The organism is Paenibacillus hodogayensis (assembly GCF_039536325.1).
GTDB lineage: Bacteria > Bacillota > Bacilli > Paenibacillales > NBRC-103111 > Paenibacillus_AB > Paenibacillus_AB hodogayensis.
The window spans coordinates 222,053-243,504 of the sequence record NZ_BAAAYO010000002.1; the positions used below are offsets into that span (position 1 = coordinate 222,053).

19 protein-coding genes and 1 riboswitch are annotated in these 21,452 nt (G+C 58.5%); of the genes, 3 read left to right on the plus strand and 16 right to left on the minus strand.

Annotated elements, in window-relative coordinates; all coding sequences use genetic code 11:
- Positions 1-97 precede the first annotated feature (97 nt).
- Genes hemH through ABD796_RS06605 form a run of 4 tightly spaced genes read right to left on the minus strand, consistent with a single transcriptional unit; the run spans position 98 to position 4,047 of the window.
- On the minus strand, positions 98-1,030 hold the full coding sequence (gene hemH, locus ABD796_RS06590) for a ferrochelatase (protein WP_344904804.1): 933 nt from the start codon (positions 1,028-1,030) through the stop codon (positions 98-100).
- 35 nt (positions 1,031-1,065) lie between these two features.
- Entirely contained in the window at positions 1,066-2,109 is a 1,044-nt protein-coding gene (locus ABD796_RS06595; RefSeq protein ID WP_344904808.1) for an ABC transporter substrate-binding protein, read from the minus strand.
- Positions 2,057-2,968 (minus strand): ABC transporter ATP-binding protein, encoded by a 912-nt coding sequence (locus tag ABD796_RS06600; RefSeq protein WP_344904811.1) that lies wholly within the window; start codon positions 2,966-2,968, stop codon positions 2,057-2,059. Before ABD796_RS06600 ends, ABD796_RS06595 begins: the two co-directional genes overlap by 53 nt.
- Positions 2,965-4,047 carry a FecCD family ABC transporter permease gene (locus tag ABD796_RS06605; RefSeq protein ID WP_344904813.1) on the minus strand — a complete coding sequence of 361 codons (1,083 nt, stop codon included), beginning with the start codon at positions 4,045-4,047 and terminating at the stop codon, positions 2,965-2,967. The genes ABD796_RS06600 and ABD796_RS06605 overlap by 4 nt, the downstream gene beginning before the upstream one ends.
- 563 nt (positions 4,048-4,610) lie before the next feature.
- Between ABD796_RS06605 and spoVB the strand changes: the two genes are divergently transcribed.
- The gene (gene spoVB, locus ABD796_RS06610) at positions 4,611-6,176 is read left to right on the plus strand and encodes a stage V sporulation protein B (protein WP_344904816.1); all 1,566 of its coding nucleotides are present in this window, start codon (positions 4,611-4,613) and stop codon (positions 6,174-6,176) included.
- Here the strand turns inward: spoVB and ABD796_RS06615 are convergent.
- Positions 6,165-7,379, minus strand: coding sequence for an aspartate aminotransferase family protein (locus ABD796_RS06615; protein ID WP_344904819.1), 1,215 nt, complete (start codon positions 7,377-7,379; stop codon positions 6,165-6,167). The genes spoVB and ABD796_RS06615 overlap by 12 nt on opposite strands.
- Positions 7,380-7,563: 184 nt before the next feature.
- Positions 7,564-8,946: a cobyrinic acid a,c-diamide synthase CobB gene (locus tag ABD796_RS06620; RefSeq protein WP_344904822.1), complete on the minus strand. Its 1,383-nt coding sequence runs from the start codon at positions 8,944-8,946 to the stop codon at positions 7,564-7,566.
- Between the two features lie 513 nt (positions 8,947-9,459).
- Here ABD796_RS06620 and ABD796_RS06625 point away from each other — a divergent pair.
- Positions 9,460-10,749: an ABC transporter substrate-binding protein gene (locus tag ABD796_RS06625; RefSeq protein ID WP_344904825.1), complete on the plus strand. Its 1,290-nt coding sequence runs from the start codon at positions 9,460-9,462 to the stop codon at positions 10,747-10,749.
- 108 nt (positions 10,750-10,857) lie between these two features.
- Here ABD796_RS06625 and ABD796_RS06630 read toward each other — a convergent pair whose 3' ends face one another.
- The 8 genes from ABD796_RS06630 to dapA all read right to left on the minus strand — a co-directional run bounded on the left by ABD796_RS06630 (position 10,858) and on the right by dapA (position 16,849).
- Complete coding sequence (locus ABD796_RS06630; RefSeq protein ID WP_344904828.1) at positions 10,858-11,514, minus strand: hypothetical protein; 657 nt, start codon at positions 11,512-11,514, stop codon at positions 10,858-10,860.
- A complete protein-coding gene (locus ABD796_RS06635) occupies positions 11,511-11,978 on the minus strand; it encodes a hypothetical protein (protein ID WP_344904831.1) in 468 nt (155 codons plus the stop codon). The genes ABD796_RS06630 and ABD796_RS06635 overlap by 4 nt, the downstream gene beginning before the upstream one ends.
- A gap of 223 nt (positions 11,979-12,201) precedes the next feature.
- Positions 12,202-12,588, minus strand: a complete 387-nt coding sequence (locus ABD796_RS06640; RefSeq protein WP_344904834.1) for a RidA family protein — start codon at positions 12,586-12,588, stop codon at positions 12,202-12,204.
- A 101-nt stretch (positions 12,589-12,689) separates the two neighbouring features.
- Positions 12,690-13,463 (minus strand): SDR family NAD(P)-dependent oxidoreductase, encoded by a 774-nt coding sequence (locus tag ABD796_RS06645; RefSeq protein ID WP_344904837.1) that lies wholly within the window; start codon positions 13,461-13,463, stop codon positions 12,690-12,692.
- 32 nt (positions 13,464-13,495) lie between these two features.
- Complete coding sequence (locus ABD796_RS06650; RefSeq protein ID WP_344904840.1) at positions 13,496-14,497, minus strand: Gfo/Idh/MocA family protein; 1,002 nt, start codon at positions 14,495-14,497, stop codon at positions 13,496-13,498.
- 139 nt (positions 14,498-14,636) lie between these two features.
- A complete protein-coding gene (locus ABD796_RS06655) occupies positions 14,637-15,263 on the minus strand; it encodes a DUF3298 and DUF4163 domain-containing protein (protein WP_344904843.1) in 627 nt (208 codons plus the stop codon).
- Positions 15,264-15,439: 176 nt separating this feature from the next.
- The gene (locus ABD796_RS06660; RefSeq protein ID WP_344904846.1) at positions 15,440-15,649 is read right to left on the minus strand and encodes a hypothetical protein; all 210 of its coding nucleotides are present in this window, start codon (positions 15,647-15,649) and stop codon (positions 15,440-15,442) included.
- A gap of 84 nt (positions 15,650-15,733) precedes the next feature.
- Positions 15,734-15,825: riboswitch (cyclic di-GMP riboswitch) on the minus strand.
- Between the two features lie 142 nt (positions 15,826-15,967).
- The gene (dapA, locus tag ABD796_RS06665; protein ID WP_344904849.1) at positions 15,968-16,849 is read right to left on the minus strand and encodes a 4-hydroxy-tetrahydrodipicolinate synthase; all 882 of its coding nucleotides are present in this window, start codon (positions 16,847-16,849) and stop codon (positions 15,968-15,970) included.
- A gap of 152 nt (positions 16,850-17,001) precedes the next feature.
- On the opposite strand from dapA, the gene ABD796_RS06670 reads away from it, so the two are divergent.
- On the plus strand, positions 17,002-17,883 hold the full coding sequence (locus ABD796_RS06670; RefSeq protein ID WP_344904852.1) for a LysR family transcriptional regulator: 882 nt from the start codon (positions 17,002-17,004) through the stop codon (positions 17,881-17,883).
- A 254-nt stretch (positions 17,884-18,137) separates the two neighbouring features.
- On the opposite strand, the gene ABD796_RS06675 is transcribed toward ABD796_RS06670, so the two are convergent.
- Both ABD796_RS06675 and ABD796_RS06680 read right to left on the minus strand, forming a co-directional pair.
- Positions 18,138-18,881 (minus strand): glycerophosphodiester phosphodiesterase, encoded by a 744-nt coding sequence (locus ABD796_RS06675; protein ID WP_344904855.1) that lies wholly within the window; start codon positions 18,879-18,881, stop codon positions 18,138-18,140.
- A gap of 538 nt (positions 18,882-19,419) precedes the next feature.
- Complete coding sequence (locus tag ABD796_RS06680) at positions 19,420-21,315, minus strand: PrkA family serine protein kinase (protein ID WP_344904858.1); 1,896 nt, start codon at positions 21,313-21,315, stop codon at positions 19,420-19,422.
- Between the last annotated feature and the right edge of the window lie 137 nt (positions 21,316-21,452).

Here is a 21,452-nt window from a genome sequence, read left to right on the forward strand (position 1 = left end):
ACCGTTGTTTTCATTATTGGGGGGCCGACACAGGCACGGCTCCGCTCGGCGAACAAAATATCGTCGCGCAAGGCTCATCTGCGTCCGGCAAACCAAGTCATCCGACGGGTGAAGCCGCAATTAACAGGCGGGAAACCACGATATCCTCCAGCGCCGTCATGAAGTCGTCGGAATCGTTCGGAAAGGCCGCACTGACGAATTCAAGGCCAAGCTGCTCGGCTTGGAGCATACAGTCGGTCCGGCAATCGGTCACGACTTCTATATTCTCGGCGATCGTCAGCAGGTCGCAGACGACGACGGCGGTCGCCCCCGCCCGGGCAGCCTCGGTCATCCGGTCGCGCACATCGGGGCCGAGCCAAACTTGCGGGGACGGACCTCCGCTCCGGTAATTCAGCGAGTAAGACGACACGCCTGCTTGACAGGCGACCGCATCGGCGAGTTCGGCGTACGCCTGGATGTAATCGCGGTTCGGGCTCGGCAGGCCGGGCTTGCTGTGCGTCGTGAACAGGACGGCTGCGCGTTCGCGCCCGGCTGCGGACAGCCAGTTCATCGCGTCGGTTAGACGGCTCGCGATCGCCTGCACATATCCCTGGTGGAGATGCCAGCCGGCGATCAAGGTCGTATCGAATCCGTCCTTCTGCGCTTCGCGGGCTTCCAGCACGCTGCGGTAATAGCCCCCGACGCCGCTCTTGGAATAGAGCGGTGTCATCGGCAGCACAAACAGCTGCGTTACGCCGTCGGAGACGAGCTGCCGCACGGTTTCTTCCACGAACGGAGCCGTATGCCTCATTGCGGTATAAACCGGAATCGCTTCGCCGCACCGCTGCCGCAGCCTCCTTTCCAAGGAGCGGGCTTGTCTGGCCGTGACCGTGCCTAGCGGATCGGCCGCGCCGAGACTTTTGTAGCGGGCCGCCGCTTCCGCCAGCGCTTCTGGCGACGGACGGCGGCCATGATGCAGATGCGTATAAAAAGCGGCGATGTCGTCAATCGAGGTTAACGAGCAGTATGCCATCATGAGTACAGCCTTCATCGGATCGCACTTCCCCTTCCCTGCCTTCAAACGGTTCAAAACTTGCCCGGATGAAGCCATTTCGCCAATTGCTCCACCGTTTCGGCATTGTGCCGATTCGGGTAAAGCATCCGCTTGACCGGCCATATTTTGACGCGGTCCTGACGAACGGCCTGTAGAGCGGACCAGCCTGCCAGCTGCGTCACCGCCTCGACATCGGTGTTGTCGCCTTCCTTCCATTGCAGCAGCACGATATATTCCGGATCGGCCTTGACGATCTGCTCCATCGACGCTTTAACGGACCGGGATACGCCCATCGGAACCGCCATGCTCGCGCCGCCCGCCTTCTCGACGATATCGCTGGAAATGTTCGTGGAGCCAATCAGGTAAGGTCCGGTGCCGGGGCCGACGGGCGAGATGACGAGCACGGACGGCTTCGGTTCGCCGGCCACTGCTTTTTCCGTACGCGCCAGCGCCGATTTCATGTCGTCCACGATCGCCCCCGCCTTCTCCTCCTCGCCGACAGCCTTGCCGAGAGCCGCGAAGTTGCTCCACATTTTGTCGAACGTGCTCCACACGTCCAGGCTCATCATCGGAATGCCCGCCTGCCGCAGCACGGCGTCGGCCTCCTTCTCCTTGTCATGTCCTTTCGTCAGAACAAGCAGATCGGTGTTATAGGACAAAATTTGTTCCGGATCGAGCGACGTCGCGCTCGTCACCTGGTTGCGAATCCGGGCGGCCTTATCCGCCTGGAAGGCGAGAGCCGGGTCGGCGGCGCTTTTGGCAATGACCGACACCCGCTCGGGTCCGGTCAATTCCAGCACGGCCTCGGCGGCATCGAGCGACAGGGCGGCGATGCGCATCGGCTTGGCCGGAATCGTCACCTCACGCCCATCGGCGACAACGGTGAGCGGATAAACGGGCTCGGCTTTGGCCGTCGTGGCGCCTGCCGACGGGACGGCGGCGGTTACCGGATCGAATCGGCTCTCCGTGCCGCCGGCGACGCCGCTGCCGCAAGCGGCAAGAAGAAGCAGCGAGAGCGCCGCGCTACAAGGGGCGATCGCGCGGGATATGAAGGGCGACTTGCGGTTTTTTAACATGGGAAAATCCTCCAATCGTTTCGTTATGTGGATCATCATAGTCTTTGTCCGGATCTTCCGGATCTTCCGGATCTTCCGGTTCGACCGAGTCTACCGCCGTGACGACAGGAAAGCCGAGCACAGGATCGGCGCGTACCTCGGCATGAACGCCGTAAGCGCGACGAATCAGCTCCGGGGTCAGCACATTCCACGGCGTATCGATCTCAAGCGTCTGACCGTCGGCGAGCAGGACCAGCTGGTCGCAATATCGGGCGGCCAAGTTCAGATCATGAAGGGCGGCTACCGCCGTCAGTCCTTGCTGCGTCAAGCTTCGCACAAGACGAAGGACATGCAGCTGGTAGCGGATATCCAGCGCCGATATCGGTTCGTCCAGCAGCAGCAGACGCGGGCTTTGGGCAAGAGCCTTGGCGATGAACACCATCTGCCGCTGGCCGCCGGACAAGCCGGTCACCGGCCGGTCGGCGAGATGCAGCGTTGCCGTCAGCTGCATCGCGCGCGCCGCCGCCTCCATATCGGCCCGGCTCGCCTCGCGGAAGCGGGACATGTGCGCATAGCGGCCCATCAGCACGATCTCTTTGGCGGGAAAATGGAAGTCCGCCGCCGTATCCTGGGGCACGTAGCCGACCATGCGGGCCAGCTCTTTGCGGCCGTACTCCGCTACCGGCTTGCCGGCGACGAGCACCCGTCCCGCGGACGGCCGGACGAAGCCGGCCATCGTCCGCAGCAGCGTCGATTTGCCGCTGCCGTTCGGGCCGATCAGCCCGATAAAGCGGCCGGCGCCGAAGCCCATCGTTATATCGCGCAGCACCGTTCGCCGCTCTATCGTAACGGTGACGCCCTCGGTTTGAATCCCATTCACCGGGTTACCCCTCCTTGGCGCGATTTCAAGATTAAGGTCAGAAATATAGGAGCCCCGACGAGCGCGCAGACGACGCCGACCTGCAGCGTCACCGGCTGAAGCATCATGCGCGAGACGACATCGGCCATGACGAGGAAGATGGCGCCGCCGACCGCGCTGGCCGGAAGCAGGATGCGGTGGTCGGGACCGGTCAGAAGCCGGAGCGCATGCGGCACGACCAGCCCGACGAAGCCGATAATGCCGCTGATCGCGACCGCCGCGCCAGTCATAAGCGACGCCAGCAGCAGCAGCGCGTACCTCGTTCGGCGTACGTCGACGCCGGAGCTGGCCGCCTGTTCGTCGCCAAGGAGCATCGTGTTCAGATCCCGTCCGAATGCCGTCATGATCAGCGCGCCGGCGGCAATCGGGATGGCGATCAGGCTGACATGCTGCCATGTTCGCGCCTCCAGCCCGCCTTGGAGCCAAAAAATAATGCTGCGCAGCTCCTGCTCGCTGGAGGAGCTTGCGACCATAATATTGATCATCGCCGACAGGAAGGCGTTGATCCCGATGCCGAGCAGCAGCAGTGTAGCGACCGAGCTGCTGCGGCTTCCTTTCCAGACCGCCATAATGAGCAGCGCGGCCGTCAGCGCCCCCGCAAACGCGGAGAACGGCAGCGTCCACGTCCCGAACCGGCTCCAGCCGAAAAACAAGGCGCATACCGCGCCGAAAGCCGCTCCGCTGGAAACGCCGACATACCCCGGCTCGACCAGCGGATTCCGGAACAACCCCTGCATCGCCGCCCCCGATATGCCAAGTGCGGCGCCGACAAACGCACCTGCGAGCACGCGCGGCAGGCGGACCTGAGCAACGACGAGCAGTTCCCTGTCGGTATAGCCGCCCCCGACCGAAAACCCGATCGTACGGGCCAATATCGCCATCGTATCCGGAAACGCCACGTTCACCGGACCGATCGAGCAGGCGGCAACGATAGCAGCCGCCAAGGCGGCCAGCATCGCCGCAAAAACGAGAACCCGGCGCCCCAAGGAACGCCTGCCGGCGAATAAGACGGAGCGTTCTAGCTCTTTGTCGCTATTCATTCCATCACTCCGTAGCAGCATTTTGTTTCTCTTGAGCAATTAAGTTTACCAAAGGAAAGATTTTGGGCAAAAAAAGGGGAGCTTGTCGTTTCGGTTACCGGAAGCCGGAAGGTTGAAACCGCTGGCCCCTCGGCCCGATTCGAGGAGCCGAGCCCCTTCCCGTTGAGGCATCGGAAAACTCGTTCGGCGGTTCCGAACAACCGCAGCACAAGGCTTCCCAACCGCAACCGAGTCTTGTCTTGCCGGGAAGAGAAGCGAAAGTGAAGCCTCTCGTAGACGCTTCTTATCCTAACACGACATTTGTTTCCCTTGCAACAAATATTTTCCCAAAGGAAACATTTTTCCGTAAAGAAGCTTCTCATACAGGAAACTCCAAACAACCTGTCTGAAGCTGCGAGGCAATTTCCTTTTGGAATGGAAGGAACGGTAAAATCTTTCGCTCGGCTTATATAGAGGAGCTTTTCATAAGGGAGGCAGCGAAGACTGACTGGCTTGTTCGCATGTATTCGGAACTATACGAATATACTTGGACAGAAACCAATACCACGTAAAAGAGGCGGCTCATGCAAAAACAATCATTCGTACGGGGAACGTTTATTTTGACGGCATCGTCCTTGACTACGCGCATACTCGGATTTCTTAGCGGCATTTTTCTCGCCCGTTCCCTCGGGGCGGAGGGCATCGGACTGATGATGATGGCTCACCCGCTCGTTCCGCTCGTCATAACGCTGACCGAGCTCGGCCTGCCGGTGGCGATCTCGAAGATGGTCGCGGAAGCGGACGTCAAGGGCGATAGGCTAAAGGAGAAGCGGATACTCGCCGTTTCCCTCGTTATAACGAGTACGCTGAGCATCGTGCTGACGCTCGCCGCGCTGTTCGGCTCCAAGTACATAGCCGCGCTCTTTCTGACCGACCAGAGGGCGTACTACGCGATGCTGGCCATTACGCCAATCGCTCCGATCGTCGCGATCTCGGCCGTGCTGAAAGGCTATTTCCGCGGCAAACAGCACATGCTGTCGATTGGCTTATCCGACGTAGTCGAACATATCGCCAACATTGCTTGCATGCTCGCGCTCGTCCATTTGCTTCTTCCGTACGGCATCGAATATGCCGCCGCCGGCGCCATGATTGGCGCGGTTGTCGGAGAAGGCGCCGGGCTGCTCTACCTGCTGGGCAAGTTCAAGTTGAACCAGCGGAAGGACGGGGAGCCGCGGAACCGGGCTTCGGAGCATCTGCGCCACGGACGGCGCACCTTCGCCGAACTGATGCGGATGGGGCTGCCAACGACCGGGCTCGGCTTTGTCCACTCGATTTACAGCGCGTTCCAGCCGATGCTGATTACGAAAAGCCTGGCGCTGTTCGGTCTCGGCACGGCGATGGCGACCAAACAGTACGGGCTGCTCGTCGGCTATGCCTTCCCGCTGCTCGTTTTCCCTAGCTTCATTACGCATTCGCTGTCCACGGCGCTGGTCCCCGCCGTCAGCGAGGCGATGGCCAACCGCAACGGCATGGACGTGCACCGGCGCATGGATCAGGCGATGCGGATCGCGCTGTTCGTCGGCGCGCCCGCAACTGTCATTTTGTACATATGGGCGACCCCGCTCACGACGCTGTTGTACAATGCGCCCGAAGCGGGACCGATGCTGAAGCTGTTGGCCCCGATCTTTTTCCTGCACTATTTCGAGGCGCCGCTGCATGCCGTTCTGCTCGGGCTCGGCAAAGCCGGCACAACGATGTGGAACTATATCGCGATGACGATCATGAAGGCGGCGGCGATTTATTTTATGGGCAGCCAGTTCGGCATTACCGGTGTCGTGCTCGGCATGAATTTCGGCATCTGCTTCATTACGCTGCTCAACTTCTTCTCCATCTCCGGTCTGATCGGATTTTATTTCGACCTGCGCCGGTTCGTCAAAGTGGCCCTGTGCATGGCGGCGATGGCGTTCGCCGGCCAATACGCCTACGGCTACGCCCAGCATATCGGCCTGACGCCGCTGTGGAGCATGCTCGGGTCGATGCTGCTGGCCATCGGGGTGTTCATGCTGTCGCTCGTGCTGACCAATACGATCAAAGGCCGGGATTCTCTCCGCTTCGGAGGCCCGGGCCGGATCGCGACATTACGCAAATAGACGGTCCATCGTCCGGCACAGCGCGGCGACCATGCCGTCGACATGCTCCTCTTCGACGATCAAGGGAGGGATGAGGCGAATCGCCGATGGCTGCGGCGAGTTGATCAGCAGCCCTTCCCTCAAGCATTCCGCCACCAGCTCGGCGCCGCGGGGCTCAGGCAGATCGAAGGCGAGCAGCAGGCCCTTGCCTCTCACCGGGCCGAGCCCGTAACGGCCGGAGACGCTGCTCAGGCTGTCGCGGATATATTCGCCCATCCGCTCCGCCCTGCGGGGCAGTCCGCGGTCCACGATTTCCGTGACGACCGCGAGGCCGACCGCCATCGCCAGCGGCTGTCCGATATACGTCCCGCCTTGATCTCCCGGTTCGAAGATGTCGAAGCGATCCCGGGTCAGCAGCGCCGACAAAGGAAAGCCGCCTCCGATGCCTTTGCCGAGCGTCGTCGCATCGGCTTGGACGTCGTAATGCTCGGCCGCGAACAGTTTTCCCGTCCGGCCGAGACCGGTTTGGATTTCGTCGAAGATCAGCATCATCCCGCGCTCGTCGCACAGCTCGCGCAGACGGCGCACATAACCCGCATCGGCCGGATGGGCCCCGCCCTCCCCCTGCACCAGCTCGAGCATAATGGCGCAAGTATTGCCGTCTACGGCGGCGAGCATGGCGTCCGCGTCGTTCAACGGGACATGCTTGAATCCCGGTACGGCGGGAGCGAACAAATGCTTCCATTGCGCCTTGCCGGTCGCCGACATCGTCGCCAAGGTGCGGCCGTGAAAACTGCCCGTTGTCGTCACGATATCGCTCGCGCCGCCGAGCCGAAGCGCCCCGTGCTTGCGCGCCAGCTTGATGGCGCCTTCGTTCGCCTCGGCGCCGCTGCTGGCGAAGAAAGCTTTGTCATAGCCGGACAAGCCGGTCAGCAGCTTGGCGAATTCGATCATCGGCCGGTTGTAGAAAGCCGGACTGGCATTGACAAGCGTCGAGGCTTGCCGATCGAGCGCTTCCCGAATGACCATAGGCGAGTGACCGAGGCATGTGACCGCCCAGCCGCCGATGAAATCGAGATACCGGTTGCCCTCCGTATCCCACACATACATGCCCTCTCCCCGTTCCATCACGACCGGCGGACGCTTGGCGGTAAATAATATTGACCGGCCGGCCTCCTCCAACAGCTTCCGGGTAGCGGTATCGTCTTCGTGCTTGTTTAACATGGATTCACCTCCGTGAAATATGAATAATTATACTTAAATATTTATAATTATTCAATCCTGTTTATGGTGAGGCCGAGCACGGAAGGCGTTGAAAACAACGAAACCGATGCCAGGGTTCGGCTGTATCGGACTGTCCTGCCGGACAAGCCGCGCCTTCTCCCCGCCATCGGCAAGTTTCGTTCCCTTACAGTCTGCCGCGAAATTTCTCGCAAGCGTCGATCCAACTTTCTACCAATCCGGGATTGGAGCCGAAATGAATGTGCGTGTAGCCCGCCACGAGATTGGGTGTGGCAAAGCCTTCGGTTTTCGTCCCCTGCCGCCCCTGGGTGACGTAGGCGGGCGGGGGATTAACGCCGCTGCCGGGCTGGAACGCGGAGTAGTGGAACTCGTGCCCCCGGGCCGTCCGTCCGTCTCCCAGCAGAAAGTTGTCGGCGGTTCCGACAATTTCCCGGTAACCGAGCGCCGCCAGCTTCGGCTGCATCGCCACCTCTCCCTTGAGGAGGCCGACCATCGGATAAGAGCGCCCTTCGGTGTCGCGAATCGCTTCGGTCAAATACATAAAGCCACCGCATTCCGCCAGTGTCGGCATGCCCGCCTCGATCCGTTCGCGCACCGACGCCTTCACCTGTTCGAGACCGGCCAGCCGCTCGGCAAACTCCTCGGGAAAGCCGCCGCCGATATACAGTCCGTGCGCCGTCTCGGGCACCTTCTCCCCCGCAAGCGGCGAGAAGTAGACCAGCTCGGCTCCATGCGCCTCCAGCAACTCGAGATTTTCCGGGTAATAGAAATGAAAGGCCGGGTCCTTGGCAACGGCAATGCGAATTCCCCGGGAAGGCGCCCGCTGCCGAAACAGCTTCGGCCGGTAGTCGACCGGGCCGCAAGCCGCAATCTCCATCAGTCGGTCGAGGTCGACATGCTGGGCGATCAGTTCCCCGAGGCCGGCCAGAAAACCGTCCAGCTCCCCGCGCTCGATCGCCGGCACAAGCCCCAGATGCCGCTCGGGAATGGCGATCCGGGCCTCGCGCTTCAGGTAGCCGACGACCGGAACGCCGCATTCGTGCTCGATCGCTTCCTTGACGAGCCGATAGTGGCCTTCGCTGCCGGCGCAGTTGGCGATCACGCCGGCAATGCGCGCGTCGGCGGACAAGCACTGGAACCCTTTGACGATGGCGGCGGCGCTGCGGGCCATGCTTTGCACGTTGACGACAAGCAGCACCGGAGCGCCGAGAATATGGCTGATATGGGCGGCACTGCCTTCGTCCGACAGCGGACTTTTGCCGTCGTACATGCCCATCGCTCCTTCGATGATCGATATGTCCGCCCCCTCGCTGCCGCGCGCGAAAACTTCGCGGACCGCCTCCTCGCCCAGCATCCAGCTGTCCAGATTGCGCGACGGTCTTCCGGTGACCGCCGTATGGTAAGCCGGATCGATATAGTCCGGCCCGCACTTGAATCCTTGCACGATGCAGCCCCGCGCTTTCAGCGCGGACATGAGGCCGAGGGTCATCGTCGTTTTTCCCGAGCCGCTGCCTGTGCCGGCAATGACGAGCCGGTTCATGGATGGCATAAGCCGTCCCTCCTTTATACGTGGTGGCTGCCTTTCCGTCGGATCGGAGCCGCTTCTATGTACTATACCTGAAAAGACCCAGACTTTGAATCGGTGCAGCGTCGGACTTAACTGTTGTTCGCGAATCGGACCGATTCTCTTACGAGGGATCGCCCTTTTTTACACGAGTAAGTAAGCAGTAATTCGCAATTTTACGAAAACTGGAGAGAAGCGGTCATTCATTGGGATAAAACATCAAATATGGCGTTTTTCACTATAAAAGAAATCGGCTATACTTCAATTACCTAAATATTACACGAGTAAATTTTAAGGGCAGGTGAAGAGCTACCGCAAGCCATACAACGACGAAGCCATAAAGGATTCGGCGGAATCTACCCGCACCTCGGTCGGGCGAACCGTGCCAGCTTTAAAAGTTGCGTCATTCGGCCGTAGTCACAGTGCGCAAAGCTGTCGTATGTGGCATGAATCCGGCGAAACGGTCTTATGAAAACGCTTAATCATGGAGGGGCGAATATGAACAAAAAGAAAACGGTTTTTTGGATAAGCATGACGATGGCGGTCGTTGTCCTGGCCGGGTGCAGTAAAACGAGCGGCGGCGAAGGCGAAAAAGCGGGAGCCGGCGTATCTGCGATCAGCACCCAGCCGGTGACGCTTACGGCGGCGATTGACGGCATCAACGTCGACGACCGGTTGAGGGAGCTCATTATTCAGCAATTGCAGCAGAAACACCCGAATATAACGCTGCAAATTTTTTCGCCGGTGAAAGGGACTACTTTAAACGAGCTTATCGTCGCGGGAGAAACGCCGGATATTATTTTTACTTTCAATGGGAATCTGTTGTCTTATCGGGACCGCGATTTGCTGTATGACATGTCTCCTATGCTAAAAACGCATAACGTCGATCTGAACAAATTCGATGCGGGCATTATTCGCGATATCCGCATTGCATCGGCAAAAGATGAAATTTACGCGCTGCCTTTCAGCTTGAACTTCCATGCCCTCTACTACAATAAAGATTTGTTCGACAAGTTCGGCGTTCCTTACCCGCAAGACGGCATGAACTGGGACCAAACGCTCGATCTGGCCAAACGGGTAACCCGCAATGAAGGCGGCACCCAATACCGCGGCTTGGATACCGGGAACGGGGTTTTGTGGATCGCCCAGCCCTTGTCTGCAGCAGCGGTAGATCCTCTTACGGAGAAAGCGTCCGTTAATACGGAGGACTGGAAAAAAGTGTTTAATCTGGTGAAGTCCATCTACTCGATTCCGGGGAACGATCGTAAAGCGGATGCGTTTCTCAAGGACAAAACGTTGGCTATGCAGCTCCAACTAAATATGCTGATTTCGCTTGAAAAAGCGACTTCGGAGGGGCTGAATTGGGATATCGCCCAATACCCCAGCTATCCGGAACGACCGAACACGTACGGCAATGCAAGCGTTCAGGCGTTGGCGGTTACAAAATCGAGCAAATACAAGGAGCAAGCCATGCAAGTGATCAGCATGGTGACGTCTGACGAATTCCAGTTGGCAAGCTCCAAAAAAGGATGGATGCCAGCCGTCAAAAATCCGGACATTCAGAAGGCGTTCGGTACCGACGTCCCTTATCTCAACGGCAAAAAGCTTGCGAGCATTTTCAAAAGCAAGCCGGTGCCTTACCCGGTTTCGTCGCAATACCGGGCGAAGGCTGAAAGCATCTTGCAAAACCAGTTCACCCAATTTCTCAATAACGCGTCGGATGTCAATACGGCGCTTGCCAAAGCCGAAGAAGAAATTAATAAAATGATTGCCGAAAACGGTAAGTAAGTAAGCGCTTTATCTTACATTTTTCGCAAATGTGCAAAAGCCTCCGGCCGTTTATCGTCGGAGGCATCGCCTTGGTGCATGTGCACTGCGTCATGCAGAACTAACGCTTCAACCGCCCAGCTCTGCCGCACCTGCCAAAAGCATCGAAATACCGGCTACCTCGGCGCCAGCCGGCAAGGCGCTCTTCGGTATTCGGATCAAGGACGTGACGAAGGCGCCTCCGTCGGGAACCGTCCCGCCGCTCCTTGCCGCCTCAAGCGCCGCTCCATTTCCTGCCTTGCCCTCCGGCGACGGCTCATTGTGCTGTTCCCGCACGCGGATGACAAGCAGGCTATCGTCTCCTTGCGCAGCAACGGTGTACGCGATGCCGGCTATGTCAAAGCCTTCGCTCGGCGTATGCGTTTTGCCGATGCTGACGCAAATATAATAGTGCTCCTCGTCCTGCTTGACGATGAAGCCGCCCGGCACCGCCCGGCGGTAAGGCTCATAAGCGGCAAGCAGCTCGCGATCGGCCAAGGGGGGCTCCTCCTGCAGCTGTCCGTCCCTGATGCCCGCGGCGGGAAGCTTGGCGTACAGCAGCTGCTCGTAGGGGATGTCGTAACCAACTAACGAGCCGTCCGCACCGTCTCCCTCTTGGCGCAAGGACATCTTGGACAAGACAGCCGTCGCCGAGCTGTCCTTAGGGTGCTCGGATTTTGCGCTGCAGCCCGCTGCCGCGACCGCCATTATACCGAGCAGCAGCATAGCTTTTGCATTCCTCTTCACTCCAGCTCGGCCACCTTTCCCGTCACCGGATTCACGATATATTCCCGGATACGCCCCTGATCGGATATCGATATGACGTACCCTTTCTCGATAAACGGATTGGCAATACCCGTCATCCGCATGTAACGCTTACCGTTTTCGTCCGCAATCTCCCCTGCTTCATGCGTATGGTCGCGGACAAGCCTTACGGCATCCTCGTACGACACCACAGGTTTGAAGGATACGTACAGAGCCGGCGGCAGGACAAGCAGCAGCGCCTGAAGCGCCAGAAACAGCTTCAGCCGGCGCGGCTTGCCGCGTCGGAGCATCGTGCCGCACTGTACCAGGCCGAGCAGCGGCAGCGCGAGCATGTAGCCGACGCTCATCACGCCGTCGTAACGGAGCAGGCCAACGATGCCTGCGAGCAATTCGGCGGCAAACAGCATAGCAAGGAACACAGCCGCGCCTTTCATCGATCGGTTCAAGTCGTCTCACATCCTGCTTGATTTCCTTTCCCCGTCATTGTATCACAATGGTGAGGGTGAGGTAAGCGATGTAATAGTCGCACAAACGAGACCGCTCAGAAAACGGCGACACAGCCTTTGACATAGCCGAACGGCAAAGCGCCCATTTGGACCGCTAGGTCTGATGAGCGCTTCTTCCGATCCAACGAGCGATTCTCCATACACCCGGTTCTCGACAAGGATTTTACGGAATCAAGGCGACGCATTCAATCTCCACCGTCATGCCCGGCGGAAATTTGCCGATCTCGACCGTGCTGCGCGCCGGCGGTTCATGAGCGAACGTCTCCGCATACACCCGATCGTAGGCTTTGAAATCGTCCAAATTGCGCAAAAACGACGTCACCTTGACGACATGCTCGATCGAACTGCCCGCCGCCCGGAGAATTTCGCCCATGTAATGCAGGACGAGCCGTGTCTGCTCCACCACATCGTCCGGGTACAGCACCTTGCCGGTGCCCAGCTCGAACGGGCAGGTGCCGGCTACATAAACGGTATTGCCGTGGATTACCGCTTGAGAATAAGCGCCACCGGGAGCCGGGGCCTTGTCCGTTGTCACGATTCGTTTGCCCATAAATGAAGGTTCCTCCTTGTATTCATTGCTCACTCCGTATCCGCTCCCCTATTCGGTTGCTCCAGCGATACGAGTTTCAGCCAAGATGGGTTACAACAAGGTCAGGCATTTTTGCCGAATACGGCCCCTCCGTCGATATAAAGCGGGGACCCCATCATAAACCTGGAATCGTCCGAAGCGAGAAACAACGCCGCCTGGGCGACGTCCTCGGGACGCCCCAGTTGTTCGCTCAGCTGCCGCTTGCGGATCGAAGCCAGTCCCGCCTCGGGATCGTCGTAAGCATTCCGCAGGTAGTCCTCGACGAACGGGGTCAGTATCGTCCCCGGCAGCAGCGCGTTGACCCGGATGCCGTACGGCGCATAGTCGACCTGCATCGATTTGGTCAGCGCCAGCACGGCACCTTTCGTCGCCGCGTAAGACGCCCTGCGCGCCAAACCGATCTCCGCTACGCAGGACGACATGTTGATGATCGAGCCTTGTCCGCGCTCCATCATATGAGGAAGCACATATTTGCTCGGCAAGTAGACTCCCTTGATATTGATCTCCATAATCCGGTCCCATACGTCCGGCTCGATCTCGTGCAGCGTGCCTACGCCGCTGATGCCGGCGTTGTTGAACAACACGTCGATACGCCCGAAGCGGGCGACGGCCCGTTCCGTCATGGCGCTCACCTCGTCGGGCCGGGTCACGTCCGCGTGCACGAACAGAGCCGTGCCCCCATCCGCCTGAATCGCCTCGACGGTAGCTTCGCCCTTGCTCTCGTCCAAATCGTTGACGATGACGCAAGCGCCCTCGGCGGCGAACAGCAGCGCGGCGCTTTGCCCGATTCCCGATCCCGCGCCGGTAATCAGACATATTTTGTCATGAAGTCTCACGTTCCCGTCCCCTTCCGCGGAATGCGTCCCGCTCAAGCGAGCGGTTGCTCTTCCCGGCCGCTCGCGCACGAGCGGATGATCGCCTCGGCGACGGCGATGCCGTGCACGGCGTCGTCGAACGACGTGTACGTCGGCGCCGTACCGTTCGCCACGCATCCGCAAATATAAGTCAACTGCTCGCGCAGAACGCCGAACGTGCTGCCGTTGAGCGAATGATGGATGAAATAGTCCGGCGACATGCGTCCCCGCTCGTCCCACAGCTGCAGATTGGAATCGTTGTTGGCGAATTGCGCGGTACCGTTCGTCCCGATAATTTCCGCCGCGTCGTTCATGACGATGCCCGCCTCGTCCGGCGTCATCCAGTTGCTGTGCAGAAAAGCCATCGTCCCGTTCTCGAACTGGAGGCACGACCATAAAATATCCGGCACGACATCGTCGTTCACCGCTTTGCCGTAAGCCTTAACCGATTTGACGCGACTGCCCGCGTACCAGATCGCCACATCGAGATCGTGCACCGTCAGCTCGAATACCGTATGCGTCCGCTTGTACGTGCGGAACATGCCCTTCGTGCGGCCGCGCTTCAAATACATGCTTTGCGGCTCGCCGATGCGTCCCGACCGGATCGCCTTGTAAATATCCGCGTACCGCGGCTCGAAGCGCAGCAGATGACCGGCAAATATCATTTTGCCGTGCTCCGCCGCCGTCCGGGCCATCTCGGCCGCTTCCTCCAGCTTGGTCGATATCGGCTTTTCCACCAATACATGCTTGCCGGACTTCAGGGCGCCGATCGCGGGACCAAAATGCTCGTGCTCGAACGTGGCGATGCTGACAAGATCGATATCCGTCCGCTCCAGCAAATCTTCGCTGCGGCTGTACGCGTGTGGTACGGCATATTGCTCGGCAAGCTGCCGGGCTCTGTCCTCGTTACGGTCGCACACCGCGACGACCTCTACTTGCGGCATCGCATGAAACGCTTCCAAATGACAGCTGCCCCAGCTGCCGAGGCCGATAATACCGACTCTAACTTTGCTCATGCGCGTTTCCACTCCTTATTTTTAACTATATATTATATATAATATATACAACGCAATTATAACGCCTTCTTTTCCCCGTTTCAAGCCAAAAAAAGAAGCTTTCCTTCGCCTTTGGGCGACAAGAAAACTTCGCGTGCCTTCATTGCATGACCGGCTGCAGGCGTCCGATAGGACCTTGCGGATCGGCGATGCCGGCAATGTCCGCGTACGGAATGGAGAACGTCGGAAAGCCGTACACATACGGCGTATACTCCGCTTGCTGGTAATAGACGGCCAGCTCGTTGGGGGTTAGGTAGTAATCCTGGTTCGGACCCACTCCCGGAAACGAATTCATATCGAAGATCGGCACGTCTTTTTCTTCGATCTGCTTGCGAATGATCGCATCGATCGTCTCCTTGTAGCCGCTGTCCGGCCGGAACAAATCAGCAAACCGGTATTCGCGGCCGTCCCACAAGTCCATCGTCAAAGACTTCTGTACCGTAACCCCGTGCGCCTGGCCCTTGGAGTAAGCGTAATTTTGAAACACGATGCTGATCAGCCCGTGGCCGTTTAGCTTGATCTCGTAGGTGCCGGTCATCTCCTTCGTCGGGTCCTGCACGTACCCTTGATCGCGGATCATCCGGTACACAAGCTGCATGATCGTATCGTTGATCCTCAGCTGCGCCTTCCGGTTGGGCAGCCCGCTCAGCTGCGGGTAACGGATTTGCAGTCGCGGCTTGAGCATTACTTTTTTCGATACGGTGGCCGATAAATCGCGATATTCCATCGTCCGCACACCTCCTTCGGCTGTCATTCGCCTACTATTAGCGATATTCGGCGGAAGGAAAAAGGTGACACGGCCGGCGTTTTTTTTCGGAACGATTCCATGAACCGGGTGATGCCGCGCGATCGAGAAACGGGCAAAAAGCAGAAAGAAAGAAGCGGAAACAAAGGAAAAGGGGTTTACGGGGTTTTGCCGTTTTTGTACTCCTGACAGGCGAGGCATGTATGGACGTCCACACAGGTGGGATGGATCGCTCCGGTAAATTTGGTACAGTAGATCGGGGTTTTGAATTCCACGTTCGAAGAAATGAGCGAACAATATTTGCAGTTGCCGATCAGTTCGACGGTCAAACGGTGCAGCCCGTTTTTTAATTGCAGCAGTTCATCCATGATCGTCACACCCCCTTTAGATGGTCAACGCAAAAAGGACATCGCCCTAGAGCGACGTCCGTCCGAAATGACGGTATGCACCTTGGGGGCGGCCCGGCTATCATAACGGCATTGCTCCGTTGGTAGACCCGTGGCTTTGCGTCCCTGTCTTTCGAACAGGTTTGCCTTTTTCCGATTAATCCGATTTGAGTAATACTAGAGTACCATACGTTTCCTCACTCATTAATAGGTCTATATACCCAATTTATGACTATAGTCCGACAGACTATCAGACTATTGGCCATTCGAGCGCCGGCGCAGGCAGTGCGCCGTTCCATCTTAACGGCAGACGTCTACGAACGGCTCCATTTGACGGCGCAGCTCCGGACTGATCGGGGTGATCGGCAGCCTCACGGCATCGGATGCAAGGAGCCCGGTTTGCGCAAGCAGCCATTTGATCGGAGCCGGGTTCGGCTCGGCGAACAGCAGACGGACAAGCGGCACCAGCTCGTTGAAAGCTGCTCTCGCCTCCGGCAGACGCCCGTCGGCGAACAGATCGTATACGCCGACGAACCGCTCCGTGGCGACGTTCGCCGAAGCCATCATGGCGCCGCTCGCTCCGCAGCAGAGAGCCGCCAAAAAGTACAGGTCGTCCCCACACAGCAGCGCCTTATCCGTCCGGCCGCCGAGCTCGATAAAGTTGCGGATGCCGCCGGAGCTTTCCTTGATGCCGACCACGCCCTCGATTTCCAATATGGCGGCCAGCGCGTCGGGACCCAGCTCCAGTCCGGTCCGGTACGGAATATGGTAGGCGACGACCGGCAGCCCGACATCGGCCACCCTCCGGTAATGCTCCAATACGCCCTGTACGGAAGGCCGGTTGTAATAAGGGGTCACGACGAGCGCACCGTCCGCCCCCAGCGCCTTGGCCCGCTTCGTCAGCCGCACCGCCTCCGCGGTATCGTTGGAACCGGTTCCGACTAGAATCGGCGTCCCGTCCTCGTTCCCCCTCAGCTCCAGAGCGATCTCGACCAACCGCTCCGCTTCCTCCGCCCCCACCGTCGGGGATTCCCCCGTCGTTCCATTGATGATAAGCCCATGCGCCTTTCGCGCGAGCAGCTTGCTCACAAGTCTGCGGAAGCTTTCCGTGTCCATCTTGCCCTCTGCGGTAAAAGGGGCGACGACCGGAACGATCACGCCTTTTAAACGTTCAGCTAACATATCGATTCCTCCCGCCTATCAGTCGCCAGCCTTGCCGCAGCGAGACCCGGCTGGCTCTGCGTTAACTGTAGCATAGCCAGATCCATCGGCGTTAGCTATAATATACGATATAACCAATCGTTTTTACCGATGAGTCAGAAGGGAGAACGCAAGTGGAGCTCACTTTGCTGCGAACGTTCACGGAAACCGCCCGTTTGCTTCATATTACCCGTGCCGCAGACGCGCTTGGCTACGCGCAATCGAGCATCACCGCGCAAATCCGCAAGCTCGAGCAGCATTACGGCGTGCCGCTGTTCGAGCGGAACGGTAGGGGTATCCGGCTGACGCCGGCAGGACGGGAGCTGCTCGATTATGCACGCCGCATCCTCGATCTGGAGGAAGAGTCGCGTCAAGCCGTGTCGGCGGATATCGCCGGTTCGCTTACCGTCGGCACGATCGAATCGATGGCCGCTTTTTACCTGCCCCCTTACATTAGACGAATGAAGGAGCTGTTCCCGCGTACCGGCCTGCTGCTGCAGACGGGCAACGAAGCGGAGCTGCTGCAAGGGGTGCAGACAGGTCAATACGATGCCGGCATATGGCTGGAACGGCAAAAAAACGATCCGGAGCTAGTTCGGATCGTACTGAGGGAGGAGCCGCTTCTGCTCGTTGCCCGCCCCGATCATCCGCTGGCCGGGACGGAGCAGATACAGCCGGATGACTTCGCCCGGCATGCCTGGGTCGCTCCGGAGCGAAGCTGCTCGTACCGCAACATGTTTGTCGAGCTGCTGGCCGAGCATGGAATTAAGCCGCAAGTGTCGTGCGAGCTCGGCAGCGTCGAGGCCATCAAGCGCTGCGTGCTGCACGGCCTCGGGCTTGCGCTGCTGCCGGCTTGCGCCGTAGCGGCCGAGCTGAAAGACGGCCGGCTGCGCAAGCTCGCCTTCTCCCCGCCGGAGCTGCGTATTTATGTCCAACTGGTGTACCCGGCGGACCGCTGGGTATCGAAGACGCTCGCGGCGTTGACCGCGATGCTGCAGCTATCGGAGGCGGACTAGCGACTCTCAGAGATAGTCGCGCTCTTTCAAGCCGCCGCCAGCGGCTGCCGTTCGGGACGGAGTCCGCGCCATGGCGTCAACGCAGAAAGCATGGCGGTCCGCAATGGCCGATTGCCGGCGGTAGCGGTCAAGTACAACGGACAAATGGACCGCGGTATAGTACAGAATCTTTCAACAAGCCATAAAAAGCCGGCATGGCGCCGGCCAGGACGGGGACAAGGCCGCTCTCGCGGACCGGCCCCTGTCCTTGCGTTTTAACGTTCCAACAGCCGTTTCAGCCGCCCAGGATAGTCGGTAATAATGCCCGATACGCCGCAGTCGATCATGTTCAGCATGTTCGCCTCTTCGTTCACGGTCCATGGATACACGCGCAGGCCGCGCTCGATAGCTTCGCTCACGCTCCGCTTGTCCATGCGGCTCCAATGCGGATGGAGCGAATAGACCGGATAGTCCAGCAGACCGGCCATACGGTCATGATGCGTCATACGGATATGGTACAGCAGCCCGATACGCGCTTCCGGCTCCAGCTCCTTCAACCGCTCCAGAATATCGAAATCGAACGAGGAGACGAATACGTCGTTCAGCCGATCCTTGCGCTTCATCAGCTCCACAAGCGCCGGGGCAATACCGTCGTTGCCGGCTTTGATTTCCACGTTGATCTGAACCTCCGGCGGCACCAAATCGAATACTTCCTCCAGCAGCGGCACGCGCTCGCCCGCAAAACGCTCGTGAAACCAACTTCCGGCATCGGCCTGCTTGATTTCCTCTACGGTCAGATTGCCGATCGCGCCTTGACGGTCGGTTGTCCGATTCAGAGTCGTATCGTGGCAGACGATAATTTCGCCGTCCTTGGACAGATGCACGTCCAGCTCGATGCCTGTACAGCCTTGCTCCAAACCGAGGGCAAAAGCGGCAAGCGTATTTTCCGGGGCTTCCCCGGCGGCGCCGCGATGGGCGATCACCATCAAGGTTTCGTTGCTGCTCATATCGTTACTCATCCTTTCGACTCCTAATATGTATGTCAAACGATTAAGACGAAGTCATGAATCCGGGGTGCCGACAAGACCACTTGCGGGCCTGCAAATGCGAGCGCTTTTCTTTTCCTGCGCCTAGCCGGCCCTCATGCCCTTCGCAGTACCGGACTTGCCGAGACGAGCTCCTGTCCATTATACCACGCCTTTTCCATTTTGCGGCTTACAGCTCGTTATTCATCTATCCAGATATCGAGCCCGGCCGCGTCCGGTCCGTGCCGGCCGCAAACCGCTCCGCGGCGCAAAAACCGCTCTCCACTCCTGCGCTCGCCTTCCCGCTCACATGCACCGCTCAGTCCGAATCGAATAGGCAGCCGCGTATCGGCGCCCCCCTTTTCCCAAACCGGTCCCGGCGACAAAAAAACCCTTACTCGCAGTAAACACGCCTTCGTCGGAGACGAAGGGCGTGCATACCGGTAAGGGTTACTCCAATCTCAACCTGACCGTTCCGTTCCATTTGTCCAGTCAACGGTTTTTTTGACGCCACCGCTACCCTACCTGCCGTTTAGCGGTTCAGCAAGCTGCCGACGTAGCGCAGCATTTCGTTCGCGCATACCGGGCAGTAGCCATGCTCGTCGATCAGCCGCTTCGTCACCTCGTTGATTTTTTTCAGCTGGTTTTCGTCCGGAGTCTTCGTGGACGTCGTAATTTTGACGATATCCTTCAGATCCGAGAACAGCTTCTTCTCGATCGCTTCGCGCAGCCGTTCGTGGCTCTTGTAATCGAACCGTTTGCCCTTGCGCGAATACGTCGACATGCGAATCAGAATCTCTTCTCGGAACGCCTTTTTCGCATTTTCCGAAATGCCGATCTGTTCCTCAATCGAACGCATAAGCCGCTCGTCGGGGTCCATCTCCTCGCCGGTCAGCGGGTCGCGTATTTTTTGCCAATTGCAGTACGCTTCCACGTTGTCGAGGTAGTTATCGAACAGCGTTCTCGCGGATTCCTCGTACGAATACACGAACGCCTTCTGGATTTCCTTCTTGGCCAACTCGTCGTATTCTTTGCGCGCGACGCCTATGTAATTCAAATACCGCTCGCGCTCTTCCTTCGAAATCGAAGGATGCTGATCGAGTCCGTCCTTGATCGCCCGCAGCACGTCTAGCGCATTGATGCATTGCACGTCCTGCCGGATCAGCGCGCTCGAGATGCGGTTGATGATATATCTGGGGTCGATTCCAGACATGCCTTCCTCCGCATATTCGTTCTGCATCTCCTTCAGATCGGCTTCCTTGAAGCCTTCCACCGATTCGCCGTCGTACATTTTCATCTTTTTCAGCAAATCCATGCCCTGCTTCTTCGTTTCCTTTAGCCGGGTCAGAATCGAGAAGATCGCAGCGGTTCTGAGCGCATGAGGAGCGATGTGAATATGCTTCATGTCGCTTTGCTCGATCAGCTTGGCGTAAATTTTCTCTTCCTCGGACACCTTCAGGTTGTACGGAACCGGCATCACGATCATCCGCGACTGAAGCGCTTCATTTTTCTTGTTGGCGATGAACGACTTATACTCCGTTTCGTTCGTATGGGCCACGATCAGCTCGTCGGCGGAAATGAGCGCGAACCGGCCGGCCTTGAAATTGCCCTCCTGGGTGAGCGATAACAAGTTCCATAAAAACTTTTCGTCGCACTTGAGCATCTCCTGGAATTCCATCAGACCGCGGTTCGCTTTGTTCAGCTCGCCGTCAAACCGGTACGCGCGCGGGTCCGATTCGGAGCCGAACTCCGTAATGGTGGAAAAATCGATGCTGCCGGTCAGATCGGCGATATCCTGCGATTTCGGGTCCGACGGGCTGAACGTGCCGATGCCGATCCGTTCCTCCTCGGACAAGAAAACACGCTCGACCAGCACCTCCTCGATCCGCCCTCCAAACTCCGTCTTCAGCCGCATCTGGCAGGACGGGCAAAGGCTGCCCTCAATCCGAACGCCCAGTTCCTTCTCGATATCCGCCCGGAGCTCGGTCGGAACGAGGTGAAGCGGATCTTCATGCATCGGGCATCCCTTAATGGCATACAAGGCGCCTTCCGGCGAACGGGAATACCGCTCCAGCCCGCGCTTGAGCATGGCCACGATCGTCGATTTCCCCCCGCTGACCGGCCCCATCAGCAGCAAAATCCGTTTGCGCACGTCAAGCCGCCTCGCCGCGGAATGGAAATATTCCTCCACCAGCTTCTCGAGCGTCCGGTCCAGGCCGAACATATCCTGCTCGAAAAACTTGTATTTGTGTTTCCCGTTTTCCTCGGTGACGCCGTGCCATGCGATCATATCGTACACACGCGCATGCGCGGTCTTGGCTACGCTCGGATTTAGCTTGACGATTTCGATGTACTCGGCAAACATACCTGTCCAGGATGCCTTCTCCTGTTCCCGGCGGTGCTCTGAAATTCGTTTGAAAATATCCATGGTAACCTCCTTTCATCTCCACCCGTCAAGACGTCGCCCTTCCGACTAGCAAACTCCCTCTTCCGATGCGCCTTGATATACTCGACTTTGAAGCGTATTAAATACCTATGCGCCAGCCCGCCATTAATTGCCGGAAA

Excerpts from the sequence above, each read along its gene's own strand:
- ABD796_RS06660 (WP_344904846.1), bottom strand. The coding sequence starts at position 15,649 with ATGGATGAACTGCTGCAATTAAAAAACGGGCTGCACCGTTTGACCGTC.
- ABD796_RS06595 (WP_344904808.1), bottom strand. The coding sequence starts at position 2,109 with ATGTTAAAAAACCGCAAGTCGCCCTTCATATCCCGCGCGATCGCCCCT.
- hemH (WP_344904804.1), bottom strand. The coding sequence starts at position 1,030 with ATGAAGGCTGTACTCATGATGGCATACTGCTCGTTAACCTCGATTGAC.
- ABD796_RS06640 (WP_344904834.1), bottom strand. The coding sequence starts at position 12,588 with ATGGGCAAACGAATCGTGACAACGGACAAGGCCCCGGCTCCCGGTGGC.
- ABD796_RS06620 (WP_344904822.1), bottom strand. The coding sequence starts at position 8,946 with ATGCCATCCATGAACCGGCTCGTCATTGCCGGCACAGGCAGCGGCTCG.
- dapA (WP_344904849.1), bottom strand. The coding sequence starts at position 16,849 with ATGTTAGCTGAACGTTTAAAAGGCGTGATCGTTCCGGTCGTCGCCCCT.
- ABD796_RS06625 (WP_344904825.1), top strand. The coding sequence starts at position 9,460 with ATGAACAAAAAGAAAACGGTTTTTTGGATAAGCATGACGATGGCGGTC.
- ABD796_RS06680 (WP_344904858.1), bottom strand. The coding sequence starts at position 21,315 with ATGGATATTTTCAAACGAATTTCAGAGCACCGCCGGGAACAGGAGAAG.
- ABD796_RS06650 (WP_344904840.1), bottom strand. The coding sequence starts at position 14,497 with ATGAGCAAAGTTAGAGTCGGTATTATCGGCCTCGGCAGCTGGGGCAGC.
- ABD796_RS06655 (WP_344904843.1), bottom strand. The coding sequence starts at position 15,263 with ATGGAATATCGCGATTTATCGGCCACCGTATCGAAAAAAGTAATGCTC.
- ABD796_RS06615 (WP_344904819.1), bottom strand. The coding sequence starts at position 7,379 with ATGTTAAACAAGCACGAAGACGATACCGCTACCCGGAAGCTGTTGGAG.
- ABD796_RS06675 (WP_344904855.1), bottom strand. The coding sequence starts at position 18,881 with ATGAGTAACGATATGAGCAGCAACGAAACCTTGATGGTGATCGCCCAT.
- ABD796_RS06605 (WP_344904813.1), bottom strand. The coding sequence starts at position 4,047 with ATGAATAGCGACAAAGAGCTAGAACGCTCCGTCTTATTCGCCGGCAGG.
- spoVB (WP_344904816.1), top strand. The coding sequence starts at position 4,611 with ATGCAAAAACAATCATTCGTACGGGGAACGTTTATTTTGACGGCATCG.